The following is a 21,632-nucleotide window of genomic DNA, read 5'->3' as shown; positions in this document are numbered from 1 at the left end:
AACAGACGGTTGTCGATTTTTTTACGCAAGTCATGCAAATGGATAATTTTACTTTGCGGCAAGAAGCCTTAGAATGAGGGATAATTCACTTTTATTGGTTAAAAGTGAACCCCGAAACTTGAGTTATTAATATTATCTTTAATGGACAGAGCATTCGTGCATGAATATGATTTTTCTATAATTACCCCTCCAAAATTAGAACTACCCAGTTGTCGAAGAGTAACACCTGTAACAGGTGTATCATTCATACTTTCCCAAAATCCAGATTCTCCTCCTCTTATTTCATTGATGTCACTATGATCGATTTTCCAGGTACCATGCTTTGTTTTTTCTAGGTTCTCACCCTTAATAGGATGTGCGCTTAGGTGAATTAAAACGTCGAGGCTATAAGAACTTATTGTATCTACATCATTAGTTCTTAAGTGGTAACAGTCGTATTTAAGTTGTAGATTTATGGGTAAGGAAGTTATATTTTCAAATAAGTATGAAGTATCTTGCTGTTTGAGTGCATTTGGTAAATAAGTTTTGCGCTCTATTAAGCAACTATATAAAAAACTCAAGAAGTGATGTGCTTTATTTGATAGCAAGTTATTAGGTTGTGGTTTCTCATTAGAAGTCAATCCGGTCGTTATCACTAATTCTATTGTCATAACTTCAGAAAATTTTATTTCTTCTATTGCCTTAATAGCCCAAGCAGGGAGTGTAAGGCTATCTACAATAAGCCCAACTTTTAAAGGAGGATGCATTATTATATTTCCTATCTTAGACTAGAATCAGCGACTAGTGGGTTTCCGAACTTGGATAAATAGATCTCGCCTAATAATTTAGCGCCTTTTTCATTAAGATGGTTATCGTCCCTATATAGAGGAGTGTTTTTGATCTCCATAGAGCAAACATTTAAATGACAATATAACTTCGATGGAGTTAATATGACTAAAGTAGGGAAGTGAGTTTTTACATTACTAATAGCGCTTTTCATCAGCTCATTGTCAAGCAACTGGATGCTACAATCTAATTCACTTTTAAATACTTCATTTTTGATAGGACATTTAGCACTAATACCTCCTAGTGATGGTGTATCTTCGACAATTATAGGTACCGCCCCAGTAGCAACTATTTTTTCGACGCTATCGATCAACATACTAGTAAACAACTGCTCTTTTTCAGCTTTATTTGTTACATTATATCCATTAAATATTCTTTTGGTTGATAAAGCGGGCCAAGAGGCTGCCAAAACAACAAATTCAAAAGAATTTTGTTCTATATAATCATAAGCTAATCGATTTCTTTCTTGGCATTTTTTTGCTAAATGAGCATTTGTTCCCCACATCAATTCAGCAACAGGTACGCATTGATCTAGGGTATAATCCATGCCCAATAAGCTTACATCATCGATAAGTACCTCTAGAAAAGGTACAAAATGATTCGCATGTGAATCACCTATAATAAAAACGTTGGCCTTTGGCTGTGATTCATTCTGTTCACCAACTAAGCAGTTTGGATTAGGCTGTTCCGAGCTGTTTCTAAATGGTGAATGGCAACCTTTCCTTGAATGACTTGAGTAGGAGTTGAGAGCATTATCCATTTTGACTATTTCAGGGGAAAACCTTTGAGGATAGCCTTTATATAATATTCCTGTTAAAGATATAACAATTAGGACTAATGTGGGTAATAGGTATATTTTTTTAACTGTTTCTCTGAAGTTTCTCTGTTTCATAGTCCTAAATGGTTGTTCAATATATTTCCAAGATAAAATCGAAATAATATAAGTTGCTAATATACTAGCAAACTGGATTTTTAATGTTAATTCAACGGAAGTATAATTAAGGTAAACTAAAATAGGCCAATGCCAAAGATATAATGAATAAGAAATATTTCCAGTAAAAACCATCGCTTTTGTTGATAGGAACCTATTAACCCAACCACCTGTACCATAAATTATTAAAATGGTACCTAGAACGCTATAAAGAGCATTATACCCAGGGAATGAATGATATTTTGTTAACCAAAGGCTACTAGCTATAATCATAACTAACCCCAATCCTGATAAAATATTTCTTAGAGTTGGATATAATACGGGTAATTTACTCCAATACATGGCTAAACATGATCCTGCCATAAGTTCAAAAAAACGTGTGGGTAACAAATAATATGCTGCACCTATAGTTACTTCAGTCCCCCATTGGGAAAATATTGTAGCAGCGATGCAACCTAAAAAAGTTAATACTAATGTTTTTTTAGGTCCTAAAAATTTAATGGATAAAATTAAAAATATTGGCCAAACAATATAGTATTGTTCTTCTATGGCTAGTGACCAAGTATGCAACAAAGGCACTTCTTGAGAATTACCATCAAAATAACCACCATGTTCGAGCCAGAAAAATATGTTACCAACGTAAACGCTGACCCATATAATACTGTAATAGAACTTTATTAAATCTTGTGGGAGCATTGTTAGTGTGAAAACAACTAAACTAACCGCCATAACGAAAAAGAGAACAGGCATTAAGCGTTTTATTCTTCGACTTAAGAATAAAGAAAACTCGAATGAGCCATCAACTATTTTTGGATAAATGATTGAAGTAATTAGAAAACCAGAAATAACAAAAAAAACATCTACGCCAACAAAACCTCCAGGCACAAAATTAAAACCAGTATGATTCAAAATGACTAAAAATACAGCGATTGTTCTTAAGCCATCTATATCGCTTCTATAATTCAAAAATCTGCCCTTCTTCGGTTTATAAAATAGGTAGATGGTATATTTAATCAGTGAAAAAGTGAACATCTATATTACTGATTTATATATTACACTCTTAATTAGTTAGTCTTTTCTGGACATTACTTCTTTGGCGATTTACCCTGTAAGAATTTATTTTATTTAAATGGAACTTATCAATGGCTTTGCTAACTAAGCCTTTTAATGGGGCACCATTACGGGATGTGAAATTAGACGCGGTTAAAGGGTTTCTAATTTTGTGTATTATTTTAGAGCATAACTCTTTACTTACACTCGAGTATTCATGGATTCGCCCTTTTTCAGATGCTTTTGCCGCGGGTGCTTTTTTAATTCTTTCTTTCCTAAGGCCCATAAAAGTTACAACTTTTATGGCTTATCTAGATAAGTATCTTAGTCATTGGGTACCTTTCACCTTGTTTACATTGTTTTTAGCGATATTGCATTTTATATTCTTTGGTTCGGAAGATTTTTTTGTGAACCTATTTAAGGCTGTTTTTTTCGCATCGCCTCAAGGGATTAAAGAGTCAACTGGTTTTATGTATATTTGGTTTCTTCCTTGTTTAGTCGTACTATATTTATTAAGGTTTCTGCAACAAAAAATGGGCAATATAATTCTAATTTTAGCTTTTTTCTCATTTTTCTTAATTGGAGAGGTTGAAGATAATATTCTCGTTACAACACCATATTCAATGCATGTTATCGCTTTTATATATATATTAGGGGTAATTTATCATCATATTCACCGACCTTTAACGGAATCGTCAAAGTATATAAGGTTGGCTTCCGTTGTGCTTTTTTCAGTACTTTGCTTAGGTACAGTCAAAGTGGGTTGGTATTTGTTTTTAGCCGGTGGAATAATACCTTCTTGGCGAGAACCTTTTCTTTTATTGTATTATGGAGTCATGCTAACTATAGCTATTCCTTGTATTTATAATGTTTTTTCTTTTTTACCTGATTTTATTGTCAATTTTTTTGCTGGATTAGGTGAGAAGAGCCTTCTTTTATATCTACTTCATCCTATTGTTTTTTTTGTATTTTTTCGGTTTTTAAATGTAGATATTAATCCATGGGTGTCTTTTGTGGTAACTATAGTAATATCAGTACTTTTAGCTGTATTCATGAAGAAAATACCAATGCTACATAATTTGGTATTTCCAAGTTACATTAGTAATTTAATTCGTGGAAAAAAGGTGTAGTTTTGGCGTATTTTGTTTTAATTTTTACTCTCGTAGTTTATATCATTAGGCCTGCGGAATGGATCCCTGCACTTTACTTTAATTGGAATATTACAGCGCTTACTTTTGGTGTGTTAGTACTTATATTTTCTTCGATGAACCAAGTAAAAAAATCACCTTTTGATCGAACAACTATGTACCTTGTATGGTTTTTTGTTGCAATGGTAATGTCAAATGTATTCCGGTTTCAATTTCAAACTATTACTGAATATTTACCTGTAATGTTAACTAATTTGATCGTTTTTTCTTTAGTACAAGTAGCCATTACAAACATAGAACAAATCAGGCGCTTAATTTTTACTATAATTTTGTTACTATTATTTATCAGCTATCAATGCTATTTACAGGTGACTTTAGGGGAGAATTGGGGGGGGCAGGAGCCCTTTTATCGCTCTACTTTGACTGTTTCAGAAGGGGTGGTTACAAAGATATTTGAGCCGCAAGTCAAATGGTTTGGTGTGCTAAGTGATCCAAACGACCTTGGGATGATCCTTGTAGCATTTATTCCTTATATATTTAACCGAATTGTGTATCAAAAAATAAATTTTGCTAATAAGTTAATGTGGGGTACAGCTCTTATTGTGCTGTTATATACAATTATATTAACAAACTCAAGAGGTTCCATCTTAGCACTACTAGTTGCTGTAGGTGCTTTTTTTATAATCAAAAAGAGATCAATGGCAGGTGTTGTTTTTGCGGTATTAGCAGGTGTTGTGCTTTTGACTTTTGGGCCATCTAGAATGTCTGAAATCGGCTCAGGTGATAATAGTGCAATGGGCAGGGTATATGCGTGGATTTTATCACTTGAGCTTTTTGCTATGAATCCAATATTAGGTGTAGGTGCTGACCACTTCTTAGATTACCATGGCCGTACTGCCCATAATAGTTATGTACTCGCGTTTGTAGAAACGGGGTTTCTGGGTTTTATGAGTTATTTAAGTATATTTGTTTTGTCAATTTCTTCAGCTTTAAAAGTGGCTTTTCGTACCGAAAATAGTAAAGTAATGATTGAAATAATTGCCCTTACGGCTGGTTTGATTGGAATTTTAGTCTCCATTTTCTTTATATCACGTACCTATGTATTATTACCATTTTTCTATGCTGCGGTGCTAACAACGTACACACGAATTCAATGTCCAGAGTTATTTAAAGAGCATATTCAAGCTATTAAAACTCCTGTTTTAGCCTTGTCGGCAGTTTTATTTATTGTTTTTGTTTATATTTTTAATCGCTTATCAACTATGTTTTTGCTTTAATTTTACCTTGGCCAAAATTAGGAGGTAAATTTTTTGTATAAATTCATGGTACTTTTAATTAGTGTTAATAAATAAAGTTATGCGGGATATTATCAATAGCATTTATAAGTCAGTTGCTAGGTATTACTTTGTATTTTTAGTCATCATTAGTTTTGCTGTAACTATATTGCCCTGGTGGCCATTTTATCAGTGGTTGCTGGTACCAAAGTACGTACTTTTATTTGGTCCTCGATGGTGGTTATTACTGTTATGCTTATTAAATTTTATCTTTTGGCGACAATTAGGTAAAAAGAGTCGATTTATATCCCCTTTACTTGTCATTACAGCCTTAAATTACTTAGATTTTCAATTGCCGTCTTTAACTCAATATTTTCAACTTAGAAATGTAGACAATCATAGTATTAAAATTATTAATGCTAACGTTGGTGGGGGTTCAAAGTATGAATTGCAGTTATTGATAAAAGATGAAATTCCGGATATTTTACTTTTACAAGAAGCTAAAAATCTTAACTTTGTTGAGTGGCTACCACCAGAATATATGGCTAGTTGTGATGGTGGGCTTTGCATTGTCAGTAAATTAGATTTTGAAATAGTGGGTAAATTGAGTCGACAGTTAGTAGGTGGCTGGGGCAATTTTGCGATGCTATATAAAATTAAAACAGCGCAAGGCGAATTCTCTTTAGCTAATATTCACATGGAAACTCCTAGAGATATATTAATGAACTTAACATATCTAACTTGGGGTCAGTCTTCTGCAGCTAAAATAGAGAGCGATAGAGAATACGAAGCCTTATTGATTACTTCATGGCAGAAAGAACATAAAAAGTTCATTATTGCCGGTGACTTTAATATGTTTGAAGATGAAAATATATACCGTAAACACTTCTCACCTATGATGAACGCATTAGGTGTTGCAACAACGGGATTAAATTACACCAAGAAAACATCGTTTTATGGAGCGCGTATTGATCATCTTTTATTCTCTAAAGGCTTTGCGCTTAAAGATGCGAGAGTTATTGATTCTATCATGGGAGACCACAAGCCGGTGGTGTCGATATTATACCAAGTGAATTAATTGTTTATTTCGATTTTTATTAAGCCATAAAATGAGGATAACTAGCTCGAGTTTTTTTGAAAAAAACGGAAATGTTTTGAAATAATTCCTTTGGTATTTGGTTGATTAACTCTTTTATATGTTTCTAATTACGACTATTGAAAAGCACCTATATTTGCTTTTTTTGGTCTTATTTTGTTGTAAATATCATCAGAAGCAGCTTTAAATTTAGAAATACTTTTTACTGGTTGCTGAGGTACTGCAAAATTTGCAATTAACTTATTGAATACTTGTTCTATATCGTAAGATCCATCTGCAAACTTTGATTCTTTTGCATCCCAAGTGGGGGTTATTATATTCTTCGGTGGATTGAGCTTAGGGTCATTAATTATTGAGTGAGGATCATCACCGTAATTAAGCTTATCAAATATTGAACTTGGAATATCGTTGCCACCATTCCAATATAAATTACCATCAAGTGTAAACGAGTCTATATGTGTATAAAGGCTGTCACTGAAATCATTAGATTTTTCATATTTACCTTGTCCCATAGTTCCTGTGTTATCTGCCCAAATATTATTATGTAAAACTATATTTTTAGGCGCTAAGTTATCGCCTTCTCTATTTACTCTTATTGCGTAAGCATTACTTGGTAGATTACCTGAAATAGTATTGTTGTAAAAATATACATCTTTTGCGCCTTTTATTCCTAAAGGAGAGCGCATTGAATAGTCACTGTTACCTAAAAATAGGTTGTTAAAAATATGAATGTCGTGTGCTTCGAAAAATGGTTTTCCGTCCTCGCCAATTAATACAAAGCCAGCTCCATGTGAGCCTTGCCAGTTTAAAAAAATATTACCATTAATGAATATTTTTTCTGCTCCTAAGAAGCGGTCGAGGTCACCATCACTATCTTTTACGGCAATAAAGCTTGATGATTTTTTAGTATATGTTCGATCGCTTTTTTGAAAATCGTTAAAAAAAACATTATTTTTTATTGTGATATTTTTAGCACTATTTACATCTATATGTTCATCAGAGTCACCCTGATTATAAAAAATATTACAAATGATTTGAATGTCTTCAACGCCGTAATTAATCTTAACTAAATCGTTATTATAGCTATCGTGGATTATATTATTTCGTAAAGTTATATTTCTAACTCTGTTTTTACCACCTGCGTCCATGTGAATTATTAAAGGGCTAGAAAACTCGTCAATATGAGTGATTTCAAACCCTTCAACTTCTATGTTTGATGCTTTTTGTAAAAATGCTAATACCCTTTGATTTTGGGTTATTTTTGCTTGATAAGGGATTTGAGAGCGAACTGTAATACCTTTTTCAAAATGTCGCTTTATTTTTATTTTTTCTTTGTAAATCCCTGGTTTTACAATGATTAGACTGTCGTCCTTCACACGTCCAATCGCCGAATTAATGCTTTTCCATGGTTTAGTTATTGAACCGTCTGGTTTATTTTTATTGATATCAGATGACACATAAAAGGTGTTTTTTCTTTGTGTATTTGAGGTGCAACTATCGTAAAGGCTTGCAAATGAATTTAGAGTTACCCAATAAAGTAGCAGTACGATAATTTTTTTATTGTTCATATATAAAGTTTAGCCTCAAAGCCATGATAGTTAATACTTCACAAATAATAATTTTGATTAAAGATTGATGTTTGTATATATAATAATAGGTTGGAAAATAACTAATTTGTTAATTTCAGTTTTAAATGCATCAATTCTTTCTTTAACAACAAGAGTAATTACATCATACATTACATATATATCATAGCTGATGGTTTCCCTCAGTTATTAATGGTTTTAACAGAGTTACTAGCTGCGCTATAATTAGACACCTGAATAGGTTTACTCTAATGGTAGGTGATGTTGCACAAATCTCTCCATTAGAACAAAGAGAAATAAATACTGAACCTATAATGTTCAATAATGTATTTAGACTTTGTTATAATAGCTAATCAGCTTGTTGTAGTGACGCTTTCTCTTGCTCGCAACTTTTTAAACAAGCTATATATTGCCAATGTAAATAAGTTTCGCTAGTCCCAGTTAACGCTGACATTATTCTTTGTTTTTTAAATGCGCCAGACGATGCGAACTTTTGCTCATTAATCTCAAAGGATAAACGAATTATCGCTTTATTATTTCTTTGAGCGATTGTGATGTATTGCCAGTCGCCAAAGGCTTCTCGGCTAACTTCATGCCAGCCAAACGGGATAACACTATTTCCGAAGGCTGTGGGTTTTCCGTTATCTAGTTCGCCATTAAAAAAGTACTTCAAATATCGTGTTTCGTACTTACCTGTCTGTAAAGTAACTTGTTCAATGTGAGTGAAGTTGTTAATGATTGGTTGTATTTCAATATTTTTCGTTATCTCTGTACTTGTTGTTATATTTGGCGTAAATAATGCTTTTAAAGCCGTCGAGGAGGTAGCGACCACTAAAAATAAGATTAAAACGTTAGGTAATGCAGGATAAGTATTGTTTTTTAATGCGGTGTTTTCATTAGTGGCTACTTTCGTTGATAGCTGATCATTATCAGCCAATTTATTTCCCCACATAAATAATAAAAACATAAACGGAATATATAAATACCAACCAAACATGTTGTGGTCCGTCATTAAGTCACTTTCCATATTGGTATATTCACCAATCAGTATAAGTGCGGTAATTCTTATCCAGTTTGTGATTAAGGCACCTAAAATAGCGACAGTAAAAAACATTAATGCTTTGCGAGTGTTTTTTATATAAAGAAAGTTAAATAATGAACTAATTGCAAGAGAAACAATAAGATACCTAAGGCCACTGCAGCCGTCAGCAATTTCAAAAACGCCTGCCGGAATAGTGATTAAATTACCTTCTACATAAGTAGGTATGCCACTTAAACTCATTAAAAACGTTACTGAATCAACCGATATTTTTTGTAATATTATGGTTAAAAGTCCCCACCATGGCATTAAAAAAATAAGAAATAGTGTAGGGAATACCACTTGCCAATTCGCACGATATATTAACAACACACTAGAAAGCAAAATAGCCATCATTGCAGACCAGTAACCAAGGCTTATTTGTGCTGATACCATTATAAAAAACAATACGGCACTGAAGCAAAGCATTAATATTGGCAGTACTGAAGGGCCACATCGGTAAGTTAATTGTCCTGTTTTTGATAGTTGATAATATAAATACATCGTAATAAAAGGAATAAGGTAGGCGTGTGAATATGTACCATCGTCGAAACTATTGTCCCATATGGTTTGTAAAACAGGGATATTAAAAATGGAAAATAATATAAAAATAAGCACAAGCCCTATAAGCGGCTTGAATGTGTTTTGTTCTGGTCGATTTACGGCTGTTTTATTAGTCATTATGAGTTAATAGGTTCATTATTCGTGACAAAACCCAAGGCGTTATTATTCGCTCGAGGGCATTTGTGTATATATTATTTCCACTGTATCAATACTTTGGTTGTCATGCTATTGCTTTTTGAGGCAATAGCTATTCCACATTGTAGATGGATATATTTTGTAGCAAAATTCAAAATTATTCGACGTTTTCACTTTATCAGTTATAGAAGGTACTTTTAAAACTTTCTATAACAGGTAAACTGATACTATTAATTAATAATAAGATTTAACGTAGGGAAATTTAAATGAAAATTGGCATCATTGTTGGAACACGGCCTGAAATTATAAAAATGGCGCCAGTGATCAGAGAATGTGAAAAAAGAAACATTCCATTCTTCATTATTCATTCAAATCAACATTATTCAAAAGAGATGGATAGTATCTTTTTTGAGGAGCTTCACCTGCCAGCACCGCATTATAATTTAGGGGTTGGTTCAGGGTTACACAGTAATCAAACGGGTAATATTCTAATAAAAATGGAACCTATTTTATTAGAAGAGAAGCCTGATGTTGTGCTAGTGCAAGGTGATACTAATACGGTTTTAGCTGGTGCATTAGCGGCGTCAAAATTAAATATTAAAGTAGGGCACATTGAAGCGGGCTTAAGAAGTTACGACCGAACTATGCCTGAAGAAACCAACCGCATTATGACTGACCACATCAGTGAGTATTTATTTTCGGTTGGGCCTAATCAAGAAAAAATTCTAAAATCTGAGGGTATAGCGAGTAATAAAATACATACAGTAGGCAACACTGTTTCTGATTCTCTTTTTCAGCATCTCGAAATTTCAGCTCAAAAAAGTACTATTTTAGCCGACCTTAAATTAAAGGCGCGCGAATACTTTTTAGTTACTGCCCATAGAGCTTCAAATGTTGATGTTGCAGCAAACCTTATGGAACTATTGCATTTGTTCGATGAAATGCATGCCAATTATACAGGTACTATTGTTTGGCCTATTCATCCTAGAACTCAATCTAAACTGAAAGAGTTTAATATTGAGCTGCCAAGTTATTTACAATTGATTCCACCTGTTGGTTATTTAGATTTTATTCAATTACAAAAACACGCTAAATTAATTTTAACTGATTCTGGCGGAATTCAAGAAGAAGCCTGTTTGTTAGGTGTGCCAAGCCTTACCTTAAGAGAAAATACAGAACGCCCTGAAGCTGTTGAAGTAGGTGCCAGTGAGCTTGTTGGTCGTGATGCGGTAAAAGCGGTAAAAGCTGCTAAGCAATGGTTAAGTCGCGATAGTTACTCTTGGGACAACCCTTTTGGTGATGGTCATGTCGCAGATAAAATACTTGATATTATTATTGCTGATAATAGTGAGTTTGTAGAATTACCCATAGTGGCTAAAAATGAGACTTTAACGGTTGTTGGTATGGGCTACATGGGGTTACCTATTTCAAGCCTACTAGCACAAGCTGGTTATTCTGTTACGGGTGTCGATTTAAACCAAGATAAGGTTGACTCAATTAACCGAGGCGAGTGTCCTTTTGATGAAGAAGGTATGCCTGAGTTAGTTCAAAAAGTAGTGTCACAAGGTTATTTAACCGCCTCGACAAAAATTCCTTCAAGTGAAACTTATTTGGTCGCTGTGCCTACACCACATAACGGCCCTGCTAAAGGCAATAGCTGTGATCGCTCTTATGTGTTCTCTGCTATAGATGCGATTGCAGAAGTGGCTAAAGATGGGCAAACCGTTATTGTTGAGTCTACTATTTCCCCGCAAACAAGTTTGGAAGTGGAGAAACGTCTTAAGGCAAAAGGCCTAAATGTTGATGTAGTGCACTGTCCTGAACGTGCTATTCCTGGGCAAACATTATATGAATTAGTTCATAATGATAGAATTATTGGCGCCTCAAGCGCTAAGGCTCAACAAAAAGTTAAAGCGATATATCAAAGTTTTGTAGAAGGTGAGGTGTTTTTAACTGATTTAACTACAGCCGAATGCGTGAAATTAGTTGAAAATACTTCTCGTGATGTTGGGATTGCTTTTGCTAATGAACTCGCCCAAGTGTGTGAAGAGTTGCATGTAGATGTGAATGAAGTGATCAAACTAGCTAATCGACACCCTAGAGTGAATGTATTAAATCCGGGACCTGGTGTCGGTGGACATTGCATACCTATTGACCCATGGTTTTTAGTGGAAAGCACTAAAACGGGTGAGTTTATACGTTTGGCAAGAAAGATTAATAACGACAGGCCTCTTATCATTGCAGATAAAGTCATAAGTAAAGCGCAGGAAGTTTCAGGTAAAAATATTGGTATTTTAGGCGTGGCTTATAAACCTAATGTTGATGATTGCAGAGAAACTCCCGCAGAGCCAATACTGAAACGCATTGAGTCACAAGGATTTAATGTTAAGTATCATGATGAACATGTACCTAAATGGCAATGTGATCGCATTGAGAGTATTGATGATATGCTCAAGTGGGCAGATGTTGTTGTGATTGTTACAGGGCATGATAGTTATAAAACCTTGGTGGCGAGTGCAAATATTATTGATGCGTGTGGTGTTTTACAATAAAAATATTATAGCGAATTTACCTAATAATCAGGGATAGAGTACTAATGAAATTTAAAACCCAAAAGATAACCTTAGCAACTTGTATATTGATAGCTTTAAGTGCTTGCTCGCCCAATAAATCGACTGAAGAATATATTAGCAGTGCGAAAAACCATATTCAGCAAAATAAAAATGCTGAAGCAGTAATTGATTTAAAAAATGCTGTTAGTAATGATTTAAATAATGGTGAAGCTCGTGTTTTATTAGGCAATGTATATTTAGAATTAGGCCAAGCTGCTGCGGCAGAAAAAGAATTTGAAAAAGCTATCAGTTTAAATGTTGATATAAACATTGTGCTGCCTAAGTTGTTGTCTGCGCTTTATTTACTTGATGATAATCAAAAAATCATTGAAACCATCGATACTATGAATGTATATAGGGATGTCAATCCAAAGGTTTTACCTGAAGTATTGCTGTATCAAGTGCTCGCCTATATTAACTTAGATAAAAAAGCAGAAGCTAAAAATGCTATTGCTAAAGCTAATGAAATTTCTGCAGAATCTGTATTTAGTCAACTAGGTAGTGCTTATATACAAGCGGATGATAAAGACATTGCTGGCGCATTGAAGTTGGTTAATAAAGTTGTTGAGCAGTCACCAGATTTATTGGAGGCCCTGCTGCTTCAAGGTCAGCTGTATTTTGTAGAAAAAGATTACCCCCAAGCGATATCCTCTTTTTTAAATTATCAGTCATTAGTGACAAAAAATATAAAAATACGATTATATTTGGCAAACACTTATATCAAGAATGGTGAATTCGATGAAGCAAATCAACAACTAGCACCATTGCTGATTCAATTACCGGAACAACCATTTGTTAATCAACTAAAAAGTATTATTGATTTTGAAAATAAAGAATTTGCACTTGCGTTAGCCTATTCCGAAAAGGCAATTCAAAACGGACTAAACACTTCTTCTAATAAAGTAATTGCCGGATTAAGTGCTTTTCAATTGGAAAAATATGAACTAGCCCATCAGTATTTGGTTTCAACTGTTAAGGATTTACCCGCGAATCATCCTATTCAACGAGTGTTGACTATGGTTCAAATGAAGCTGGGTTATACTGATGATGCAGTTGATAAACTTGTCAACATGACAGAATTTACCGTTGATGATACTGAAATGTTGACTACAGCAAGTTTTAAATTATTAACAGATGGTAAATTTGAGCAAGCTAAATCACTAATTGAAAAATCTTATGATTTACAATCAGATAAGCCAGAAGATATTACTCGACTAGGTATTCTAAAATTATCAATTAACGATTTGGACGGAATTACTGATTTAGAAAAAGCGATACAAATTGATCCAAATCTACCCATGGCAAAATTGGCTTTAGCACAAGCATATATTTCAACTAAAGATTATGATAAAGCATTAACACTAGCCAAGTCATGGCAAAAGAGTGAAGCAAGCCAAATTCAAGGGCATAATTTAGCAGCAAAAATTTATTTATTGCAAAATGAAAAGTCATTAGCAGAACTAGCGTTTAAAAGAGTGTTGACGCTTGAACCTGATAATAATTTCGCGCTGCAATATTTTATTGAACAAGATATTCAAGCTGAAAAATACAGTCAAGCGCTTGTGAAAATTCAACCGTTATTAGGTAAGTCACCTGACAATTTATTGGTGTTAATTCAAAACTATCGCATAGCTAAATTAGTAGGAAAACCAGATGATGCGATAGATAAGGTGAAAGCTTTATTTGAAAAAAATCAAGACAGTTTAAATGTGCGTTTGATATACGGTAAAGTTTTATTTTCGGAAAAAAGTTATGAAAAAGTTGTAAATTTGTTAACTGATGAGGTGTCTATTAATGAAGCTACGCCAATACTATATTGGGAGCTTTTAAGTAAAAGCCATTTCTTATTATCAGAGTTTGATCAGGCTGTCGCTGTCTTTGATATGTGGATAAAGGCTGACTCAACTCAAGAGAATGCATGGCTTGGAAAAATAATAAGCTTAGAAAGTGGTGGTGAGAATAGTTTGGCTTTAGTCACTACGGAGTCATGGCTACGTAAACAACCGGATAACCCAAAAGCTACTTTGACGTACCCTTATTATTTGGTGCTAAATGATAAGTTGGATTTAGCTAAATTCAATATTGAACAATTATCAGATGAATTTAAAGCAACTGACTATATTAAAGGCTTACTAGCACAAATAGCCTATAAAGAAGGTGACTTCAAGAGGGCATTACCTGGTTTAATCGAATTATATAAAGTAAAACCATCTACTCAAAATGCAAACTTTGTTTATACTGCATTTATGGAACTAAATAGAAGTAAGAACGCTTTAGATTTTTTGAAAAAACGTGTAACTGAATATTCAGATGATTATTTTTCTAAAGCCTTGCTAGCGCAACTTGCTATCGACTCAGACAGTAAACTTGCTCAAGCTACTTATAGAGAATTACTGGTTATATATCCCAATAATATTCAGTACCTAAATAACTTGGCTTGGATACACCTTAAAAACAATCAAAGTGAAGATGCTTATGTAATTGTATCTAAGGCGCTGAAGTTACAACCAGAAAACCCATCAGTTTTAGATACCGCGGCTTTGATACAGTTGGAAAGGGGTAATATAGATATAGCTCAACAATTAATTAAAAAGGCTTATTTATTAGCACCCTATGATAACGATATAAAGCTGCATTATTTGTCAATTACCAAGTAGTAAAGTTAATCTTTATTGTTTTACTCCAATGAACCTTCAAATTTCCCATTCTGATCTGGGTTAACGCATAAAAATAAAACACCTGATGTGCTCCATCATGTGTTTTATTTTTATGTGTCCTTTGTTGGTTATATATCATCACAGAGTCCCTCAATCCCTCAACCATTTTCGTTGTATCTTTTTATGTCTTTGCGCTTTACCATTAAGTAAGTATTAATTCTTCGGTATGCCTTTGATGCGCTCAGTTAGCGTGCTTTTAACACAATAGTCATTGTCGGGCATCAATCAATTGATATAGAGTTTCTGGAAGAGTTTCAGGTTTTAGTATTGGTTTGAGCGATACCAGCACCTTTTCTAATGGAGTACTAATACATTATTTGTTTTTCTATTTTTCGGCTTTTTCAATGTGGTACTTTACAGAGTTGCACTTAATTTAAAGCGAGGAAGTAATTTTTGAGTACGTTTAGTGGTTCACTCCAAGAACTTACCAATTAATTGCTGGGTAAGTGTCAATCTTATTTAGGGGCGGGTCAGTATTTAGACAAAAAAAAGCCTTCATCAAGAAGGCTTTTATGGTCACTTAAATATAATTAAGATTTACGACGACGAGCTGCACCAGCTAAACCTAGTAAACCAAGGCCAAGAATAGCAATTGAAGAAGGCTCTGGAACATTAAACGCTATTTGACCGTTTAAGTCAGTTGTACGAGTTGCGCTTGTAGTATCACCGTTGTATGGAGCGTTTGGCGTTGCAATTGAAAAGTCAAAGTCCCAAGTTACATTTGCAGTAGTCGTATCAGCCCAAATGTCATAAAAGTTGGTAAAACCATTAGAAGCAACAGAGCTTTCGAAGAAAGTAGTAGCATCTGCAGCTGTGTTACCTTGGTCTGTTGCATTAGCATACCAAGAGTAATCTACAATACCCGACATATTAACGTTAGCTGGTTCAACTTGTCCACCACCAACTAAAAGACGAGCCATTTGTTCTGTGTTGCCAGTGCTTTGTTCTACATAAAAAAGATCAACATAACCTGCGGCATTAAAGTTAGGGAAGCCCATAGTGTAACCACCAGTCAAACCTGTATATACTACATTTAAGAACCAAGTTGAATTGAAACCAGAGTTAAAAACACCATTTTGTCCGCCAGGTAATAAACTAGTAACTACACCAGTACCTGCTTCTGTAAATGTAGAGGTAGGAATTGTAGGCTGACATTCAGTACCTGAACAAGTACCACCAGCAAGAGTAGAAGTAGCCTGAAGGTTAACCTGTAGTTCAGTCGCAGCACCTGTAGTACCAGTAGTACCAGAATTAATAATTACGTTTGCGTTTGCAAAAGTACCAACAGAAGCCACGGCTGCTGTACACAATAATTTAGTAAATGTTTTCATTTTAAATCCTTTAAAGTTGTAGCAACTTATCGTTAGTTATTTGTTTCTGAGTTGAATAATGCAACTAAGGTGCCATGTTTTTAAGTTGCTGTTTTGTTTGTTTATTATATTTCAGTTGAAGTGATGTAAGCATGTAGTGTAAAAATATCTGACACTGTTATGTGATTTTAACAACACTTGCGATTACCTTGGTGGTAGTAGTAAACCTTTATTTCATTTAGCTAGGCGTAAATAAATTTATCTCGTTATTATCTTAATGGTATAAATTATGTCTAGCAATAAACAGGTTATTGTCCCGGTGAATATAATTCACTCTAATTAACCACTACATTATTAATATTGCCAAAGGCTATTTTAATACAATTTTTTTGACGATATGAAACATTATTCTTGGGATGAGACCCCCATTACCAAATGGTAGCCATGTTTTTTTAAATTTGTTTCGGTAAGCATCAAAGTGTAACCCATAAGGTGCTGCAATTATTTCTCCGCGCGCTAATAAAATTTTCAACGCGTATGTTTCTGCTATGCCTGCGCAAAGATTAACTGCCATAGGCGTTGATGGACCACGTTTTTCTTTAAAGTTTACTCGGCTGTTATCTACTAGGTAAGGGCGTTGTAACATTGCAGGAGATAGGCCTACTAGGAATTGAATAAGTTGTTCATCTTCAGTTTGCTTGTCTTCAAAACGAAAATATTCTTCGTAAGACATTTTGCCGGGCATAAAACATAGAAATGCAGCTCCCATGCCGAGCGGTGCGGCAGTAATTACTGGGATGTTTTTTTCATAACATTTTTTAAACACTGTTTTTCTTGCTTGCAAAGCAAAAAAGTCTAAGGCATCAACATACAGATCAACACCTTCAAGAAATTCGTCAACGTTATGTTCAAAAATGCCTTCAGGAAAGCACTTTATATTTGCTTCAGGGTTTATATCAAGCGCCATACGCTGCATAACATCAACTTTTTGCTCACCTAGGGTCGACATAAATGCGCCGGATTGACGATTAAAGTTATGTACTTCAAAATCATCAAAGTCAGAAATGTAAAAATTTCCGACACCTAGTCTAGCTAATGTCAGTAAATGTACACCACCGACACCACCGGCACCTGCTATGGCTACTTTTTTCCCTCTAAGAGTTTGTTGTTCTTCTTCTGTAACCCAGCCAATATTTCTCGAAAAGGCTTTTTCATAGTTAAACATTAACATTCCTTTTAAGCTTGTAATGACGTGAACAACTGAAAGAATAAACTATATTCTATAAGCGATGTAATAAATATACACCCAGATAAGTGTATTGTATAAGTGTTGATTATTTAAATTTCATTTTAAAAGAGAAATTAATGCTTTATTATCATACTTTAATGAAGATGCTATTAAACCCAAAACAGGAAGTTTAAATGAATTTTTCGAAATCAATAATCTGTGTAAGTGTTATTTTTGTTTTGTTTGCATGCTCTGACAATGAATCGGCGCAAACTTATATTGAACAAGCAGAGAAAGCTATAATTGAAAAGCAAAGTAATACGGCTATTATTTCATTAAAAAACGCACTTAAAGTTGATGATAAAAATGCTTATGCGAGGTTTTTACTCGGCCGATTATATTTAAGTACAGGCGATGCAGAAAACGCTGTTAAAGAGTTAGAACGCGCTAGTAAATTAAACTATTCTGTAGATCAAGTTATTCCTCTGTTGGCTCGAGCCTATATATTAACTGAATCAGACTTAGATGTTTTAGCATTGAACAAACAGGAAGAATTTTTATCTCAGTTAAGCCCGCAATATCTTGCATATAAAACACTAGCATCGTTACGAACTGGAGATAATGAGTTAGCTCAAGCATCGGTGGATACTGCGCTGTCTTTTTCTCAAGCAGATAATTACAGTATGTTGGCAAGTGCTTATTTAGAATTTTCGAAACAAAATATTCAACAGGCAAGAACGTTAGTTGAGCGCATATTAATTGCAAATCCGGGTAATGTTGATGCACTGATGTTGCAAGGTCAAATTGCAACAGTTGAACAAGATTATACTTTGGCGGTGAATAGCTTTCAAGAATATCAAGAAATGCAGCCCAATTCTGGCAAAGTACAGCTATTTATTGCCGATGCGCTGTTAAAAAATGGCCAGTTTAAAGCAGCAGAAGAAATTGCAGATACTATTTTAGCTAGGGTGCCGACACAGCCTTTTTTACAATATATTAAGGCAACAGTACGTTTTGAAGATAAAGATTATGTAGCAGCAAGCCGCTTTGCTGTTCAATCGTTAAATTCTGGGTTTAACTCTTTTAGCTTAAAACTAGTGGCTGGAGCAAGTGCGTTTTATTTAAAAAACTATGAACAAAGTGTTAATTATTTAACAGATTTAATGCCTTACATTTCAGATGAACATCCCGCTAAAAGAATGCTCGCGGTGAGCCAATTACAGTTAGGCTTTATTGATGATATTAGCGAAACATTGAGTGGCTACGATGTTAAAAATAAATTGAATGCTCAATTTTTGGCAACAATGAGTTATGAGCTACTTGAAGTCGGGGCATTGGAAGAAGCAAAAGAGATAGCCAATTATGCTTCAGGCTCAACCGATTTAACCGGTGAAGAAGCCGCAAGAGCTGGCGTGTTAAAGTTAATGATGAACGATCCGTCGGGCATTGAAAAACTAGAATTAGCTTTACAGATGAATCCAGAGTTAGTTTCTGCTGAGCTAACTTTAGCATTTGCGTCTATTGAATCAGGAGACTTATCTCGGGCAACTGTTATCGCAGATAAGTGGTTAAAAGAGTATCCAGATAAGTCAGGCGGGCATAACCTAAAATCTGCAATATATTTTAAAAAAGAAGACTATACAAATGGTCAAGTAGCATTAGAAAAAAGTTTAGCGTTAGAGCCTAATAATGTTTATGCATTAACTCAAATGGTTAAGCTGGCAAACTACCAAAAAGATATTGAGAAGGCGGAATTATTAACTGAGCAAGCAGTAAAGGTTTACCCGGATAACATTCAAATATTAAGCCAGTATTTTGATTTTCATAAAAACGATAAAGGATTAACAGTATTAGCAAAAGCTCAACAAAATAATAAAGATGACATAAAGTACGGAATATTATTAGCTGAGGCACTAATATATTTGAAAGAGTTTAAGCAGGCTAGTTCTTTGTTAGATGGTTATTCAGTTGATGTTAAAACCCCTAAACGCTATTGGCAATTAATGCTTGTTATTAGTAAGCAAGATCCTGACGGTAAAGATACTTATTCTATTTTAGATAATTGGCAGAAGACTAACCCTTATCATATTGAGTCTGCTTTTCTATTAGCTAATTATTGGGTAAATAAGAAATCTCCAGATAGAGCACTTAGATCTTTACAAAAAGCCGATGTAAAACATCCAAATAATTTGATGCTACATTTAGTTAAAATGCAAATATTGTTAGATAATAATCGTGTTGATGATGCAAAAGCTTTATTTGAAGAGTTTGATAAGTTTAATATCAATGAAAACTTACTTGCAGGCATATCAGGTCGTATTTTACTGCTTGAGAGAAACTTTTCTGCAGCCATTCCAAAGTTAGAACAACAATACCTAGCAACACCTAACAGTATTAACGCAACTCTTCTTGCTTTCGCTTTACAGGGGAATAATCAAAAATTAGAAGCTATTGAACTGCTAGAGAAATTTTCAGTAAAAGAAGCAGTACAAAATAAAATTAACCCGAGAGTTAGCTTTAGTTTAGCGAATATGTATTTAGCCGAGCACCAAGATAAAGCTGTTATAGAATATGAGAAACTGATTAGAGTACAACCTGAAAATATTGTGGCATTAAATAACTTATCTTGGCTTTATATGGATCAAGGTGAGCTTGTGCAAGCATTGAAATACTCAAAAAAGGCTTATGAACTAAACTCAGAAATACCGAATGTAGTTGATACCTATGCTCAAGCTTTGTTGAAGTCTGATAAAAAATCAGAGGCATTAGTAAAAGCTAAAGAGGCTTATAAATTATCTAATGGTGAAGATATTGATATAGCCTTGAACTTTGCTGAAACGTTATTAGAAAATAATAATAACAAAGAGGCTCAGAAGATATTGAATGAAATTACGGTGATTACTGCAACACAAAAAGAGAAAAAACAACGCTTGTTAGAGTAATTTATAACCCTCTATGTTTTTTAGCGTTTAGCATAGAGGGACAAAATATTTGAAGGTTTTAACTAACTTAAATATTTGAAAGGTAGTCTTTAATGTCTTTCGATATAGCGCTATATAAGCATTTAAATCCAGGTGATAAATTTTCCATAAACATGTCTGCGCTAATATAATAAGGAGCACGTAACCCATGATAATCAATAGCCTCACCAAGTTGAATGAAGTTTATTCCCACAAACTTCATACTACGCGCTAGCCTTGGCTCCATCATGACATAAACATGTTTAACGCCTGTTTCCATACTCATTGTCGCTGCGGCCATATATAGACCGATAGCGATGAACGGAAAGCAGCGTAATTCTGTTTCTGAGTAAGTAGGTTCATTAATTGCACCTATGGCTGAGCCTCTAAATTTATCCGTTTTACGACGTCTAAAGTCGGCTTTTACAGCTAAACGCGATATTTCTGCTATCTCTTGGCGTGGAAAGTTGCTTGGGTGTAACTCTTTATTTTGTATAGCGTCTAAGCAATATTTTTCTATGGGAAGTAGTTCAGTTTCGTTCGCTGATTTAACTACACGAACGCAACTGGTATAGGTATTTGAAGGTTTATGTTTGATCATTGAGAAGATTGATTGGGCATCAAACTCATCCTGCTCTTTGCCTTCAGCTTTTACTTTTTCAAAAGCTAATTCTTCACAGTATACATTGTGGCGAATACGGAAAACTTCATCACGCAGTTCATCATTACTTGCAAACTCTGGTTGTAGGAATTGGGTAAAATGCTCAGCAATATTCATCGCATCATGATTAATTTTCATTGATGCAATGCGTTTGGTTATACCTCCAATTACTGGGGCGTCTAGTAACTTCTTACTCCAATTCATTATTTTCTCAGTTTCTTAGCATTTTATTCGGTTAGATGTAATAACCATTAATATATTTTTTGATAGCTGTAGAATTAATTTAGCATTTTATGTATGTATTATGAAATATATTTGTTAAGTATTTATTACTCAAGTTTCGGGGTTCACTTTTAACCAATAAAAGTGAATTATCCCTCATTCTAAGGCTTCTTGCCGCAAAGTAAAATTATCCATTTGCATGACTTGCGTAAAAAAATCGACAACCGTCTGTTCA

13 protein-coding genes are annotated in these 21,632 nt (G+C 34.2%); 6 read left to right on the top strand and 7 right to left on the bottom strand.

Annotated features, from left to right (window positions below):
• Positions 1–98: 98 nt before the first annotated feature.
• A complete protein-coding gene (locus H4J50_RS14410; RefSeq protein WP_182257134.1) occupies positions 99–746 on the bottom strand; it encodes a hypothetical protein in 648 nt (215 codons plus the stop codon).
• A gap of 11 nt (positions 747–757) precedes the next feature.
• A complete protein-coding gene (locus H4J50_RS14405; protein ID WP_182257133.1) occupies positions 758–2,722 on the bottom strand; it encodes an acyltransferase family protein in 1,965 nt (654 codons plus the stop codon).
• 176 nt (positions 2,723–2,898) lie between these two features.
• Between H4J50_RS14405 and H4J50_RS14400 the strand changes: the two genes are divergently transcribed.
• From H4J50_RS14400 to H4J50_RS14390, 3 genes are all read left to right on the top strand, one after another.
• Positions 2,899–3,936, top strand: coding sequence for an acyltransferase family protein (locus H4J50_RS14400; RefSeq protein ID WP_182257132.1), 1,038 nt, complete (start codon positions 2,899–2,901; stop codon positions 3,934–3,936).
• Between the two features lie 2 nt (positions 3,937–3,938).
• A complete protein-coding gene (locus tag H4J50_RS14395; RefSeq protein WP_182257131.1) occupies positions 3,939–5,231 on the top strand; it encodes an O-antigen ligase in 1,293 nt (430 codons plus the stop codon).
• A 61-nt stretch (positions 5,232–5,292) separates the two neighbouring features.
• A complete protein-coding gene (locus H4J50_RS14390; protein WP_182257130.1) occupies positions 5,293–6,306 on the top strand; it encodes an endonuclease/exonuclease/phosphatase family protein in 1,014 nt (337 codons plus the stop codon).
• Positions 6,307–6,440: 134 nt separating this feature from the next.
• Here H4J50_RS14390 and H4J50_RS14385 read toward each other — a convergent pair whose 3' ends face one another.
• On the bottom strand, positions 6,441–7,892 hold the full coding sequence (locus H4J50_RS14385) for a hypothetical protein (RefSeq protein ID WP_182257129.1): 1,452 nt from the start codon (positions 7,890–7,892) through the stop codon (positions 6,441–6,443).
• 367 nt (positions 7,893–8,259) lie between these two features.
• A complete protein-coding gene (gene xrt, locus H4J50_RS14380) occupies positions 8,260–9,669 on the bottom strand; it encodes an exosortase (RefSeq protein ID WP_182257128.1) in 1,410 nt (469 codons plus the stop codon).
• A 284-nt stretch (positions 9,670–9,953) separates the two neighbouring features.
• Here xrt and wecB point away from each other — a divergent pair, with 284 nt between their 5' ends.
• Positions 9,954–12,239 (top strand): non-hydrolyzing UDP-N-acetylglucosamine 2-epimerase, encoded by a 2,286-nt coding sequence (gene wecB / locus H4J50_RS14375; RefSeq protein WP_182257127.1) that lies wholly within the window; start codon positions 9,954–9,956, stop codon positions 12,237–12,239.
• 44 nt (positions 12,240–12,283) lie between these two features.
• Positions 12,284–14,956: an XrtA/PEP-CTERM system TPR-repeat protein PrsT gene (gene prsT, locus H4J50_RS14370; protein WP_182257126.1), complete on the top strand. Its 2,673-nt coding sequence runs from the start codon at positions 12,284–12,286 to the stop codon at positions 14,954–14,956.
• A 590-nt stretch (positions 14,957–15,546) separates the two neighbouring features.
• On the opposite strand, the gene H4J50_RS19695 is transcribed toward prsT (H4J50_RS14370), so the two are convergent.
• Positions 15,547–16,347: a PEP-CTERM sorting domain-containing protein gene (locus H4J50_RS19695; RefSeq protein WP_182257125.1), complete on the bottom strand. Its 801-nt coding sequence runs from the start codon at positions 16,345–16,347 to the stop codon at positions 15,547–15,549.
• 349 nt (positions 16,348–16,696) lie between these two features.
• The gene (locus H4J50_RS14360) at positions 16,697–17,551 is read right to left on the bottom strand and encodes a ThiF family adenylyltransferase (RefSeq protein WP_182257124.1); all 855 of its coding nucleotides are present in this window, start codon (positions 17,549–17,551) and stop codon (positions 16,697–16,699) included.
• Positions 17,552–17,748: 197 nt separating this feature from the next.
• On the opposite strand from H4J50_RS14360, the gene prsT (H4J50_RS14355) reads away from it, so the two are divergent.
• Positions 17,749–20,496, top strand: a complete 2,748-nt coding sequence (gene prsT / locus H4J50_RS14355) for an XrtA/PEP-CTERM system TPR-repeat protein PrsT (protein WP_182257123.1) — start codon at positions 17,749–17,751, stop codon at positions 20,494–20,496.
• Between the two features lie 67 nt (positions 20,497–20,563).
• Here prsT (H4J50_RS14355) and H4J50_RS14350 read toward each other — a convergent pair whose 3' ends face one another.
• On the bottom strand, positions 20,564–21,379 hold the full coding sequence (locus H4J50_RS14350) for a PEP-CTERM/exosortase system-associated acyltransferase (protein ID WP_182257122.1): 816 nt from the start codon (positions 21,377–21,379) through the stop codon (positions 20,564–20,566).
• Positions 21,380–21,632: the final 253 nt, after the last annotated feature.

The sequence above is a fragment of the Colwellia sp. 6M3 genome, from assembly GCF_014077595.1.
GTDB lineage: Bacteria > Pseudomonadota > Gammaproteobacteria > Enterobacterales > Alteromonadaceae > Cognaticolwellia.
This window is presented reverse-complemented; position numbering and strand designations above follow the sequence as displayed.

Coding starts and splice junctions, on each gene's coding strand:
- H4J50_RS14410 (WP_182257134.1), bottom strand. CDS start 746: ATGCATCCTCCTTTAAAAGTTGGGCTTATTGTAGATAGCCTTACACTC.
- H4J50_RS14400 (WP_182257132.1), top strand. CDS start 2,899: ATGGCTTTGCTAACTAAGCCTTTTAATGGGGCACCATTACGGGATGTG.
- H4J50_RS14385 (WP_182257129.1), bottom strand. CDS start 7,892: ATGAACAATAAAAAAATTATCGTACTGCTACTTTATTGGGTAACTCTA.
- xrt (WP_182257128.1), bottom strand. CDS start 9,669: ATGACTAATAAAACAGCCGTAAATCGACCAGAACAAAACACATTCAAG.
- wecB (WP_182257127.1), top strand. CDS start 9,954: ATGAAAATTGGCATCATTGTTGGAACACGGCCTGAAATTATAAAAATG.
- prsT (WP_182257126.1), top strand. CDS start 12,284: ATGAAATTTAAAACCCAAAAGATAACCTTAGCAACTTGTATATTGATA.
- H4J50_RS19695 (WP_182257125.1), bottom strand. CDS start 16,347: ATGAAAACATTTACTAAATTATTGTGTACAGCAGCCGTGGCTTCTGTT.
- H4J50_RS14360 (WP_182257124.1), bottom strand. CDS start 17,551: ATGTTTAACTATGAAAAAGCCTTTTCGAGAAATATTGGCTGGGTTACA.
- prsT (WP_182257123.1), top strand. CDS start 17,749: ATGAATTTTTCGAAATCAATAATCTGTGTAAGTGTTATTTTTGTTTTG.
- H4J50_RS14350 (WP_182257122.1), bottom strand. CDS start 21,379: ATGAATTGGAGTAAGAAGTTACTAGACGCCCCAGTAATTGGAGGTATA.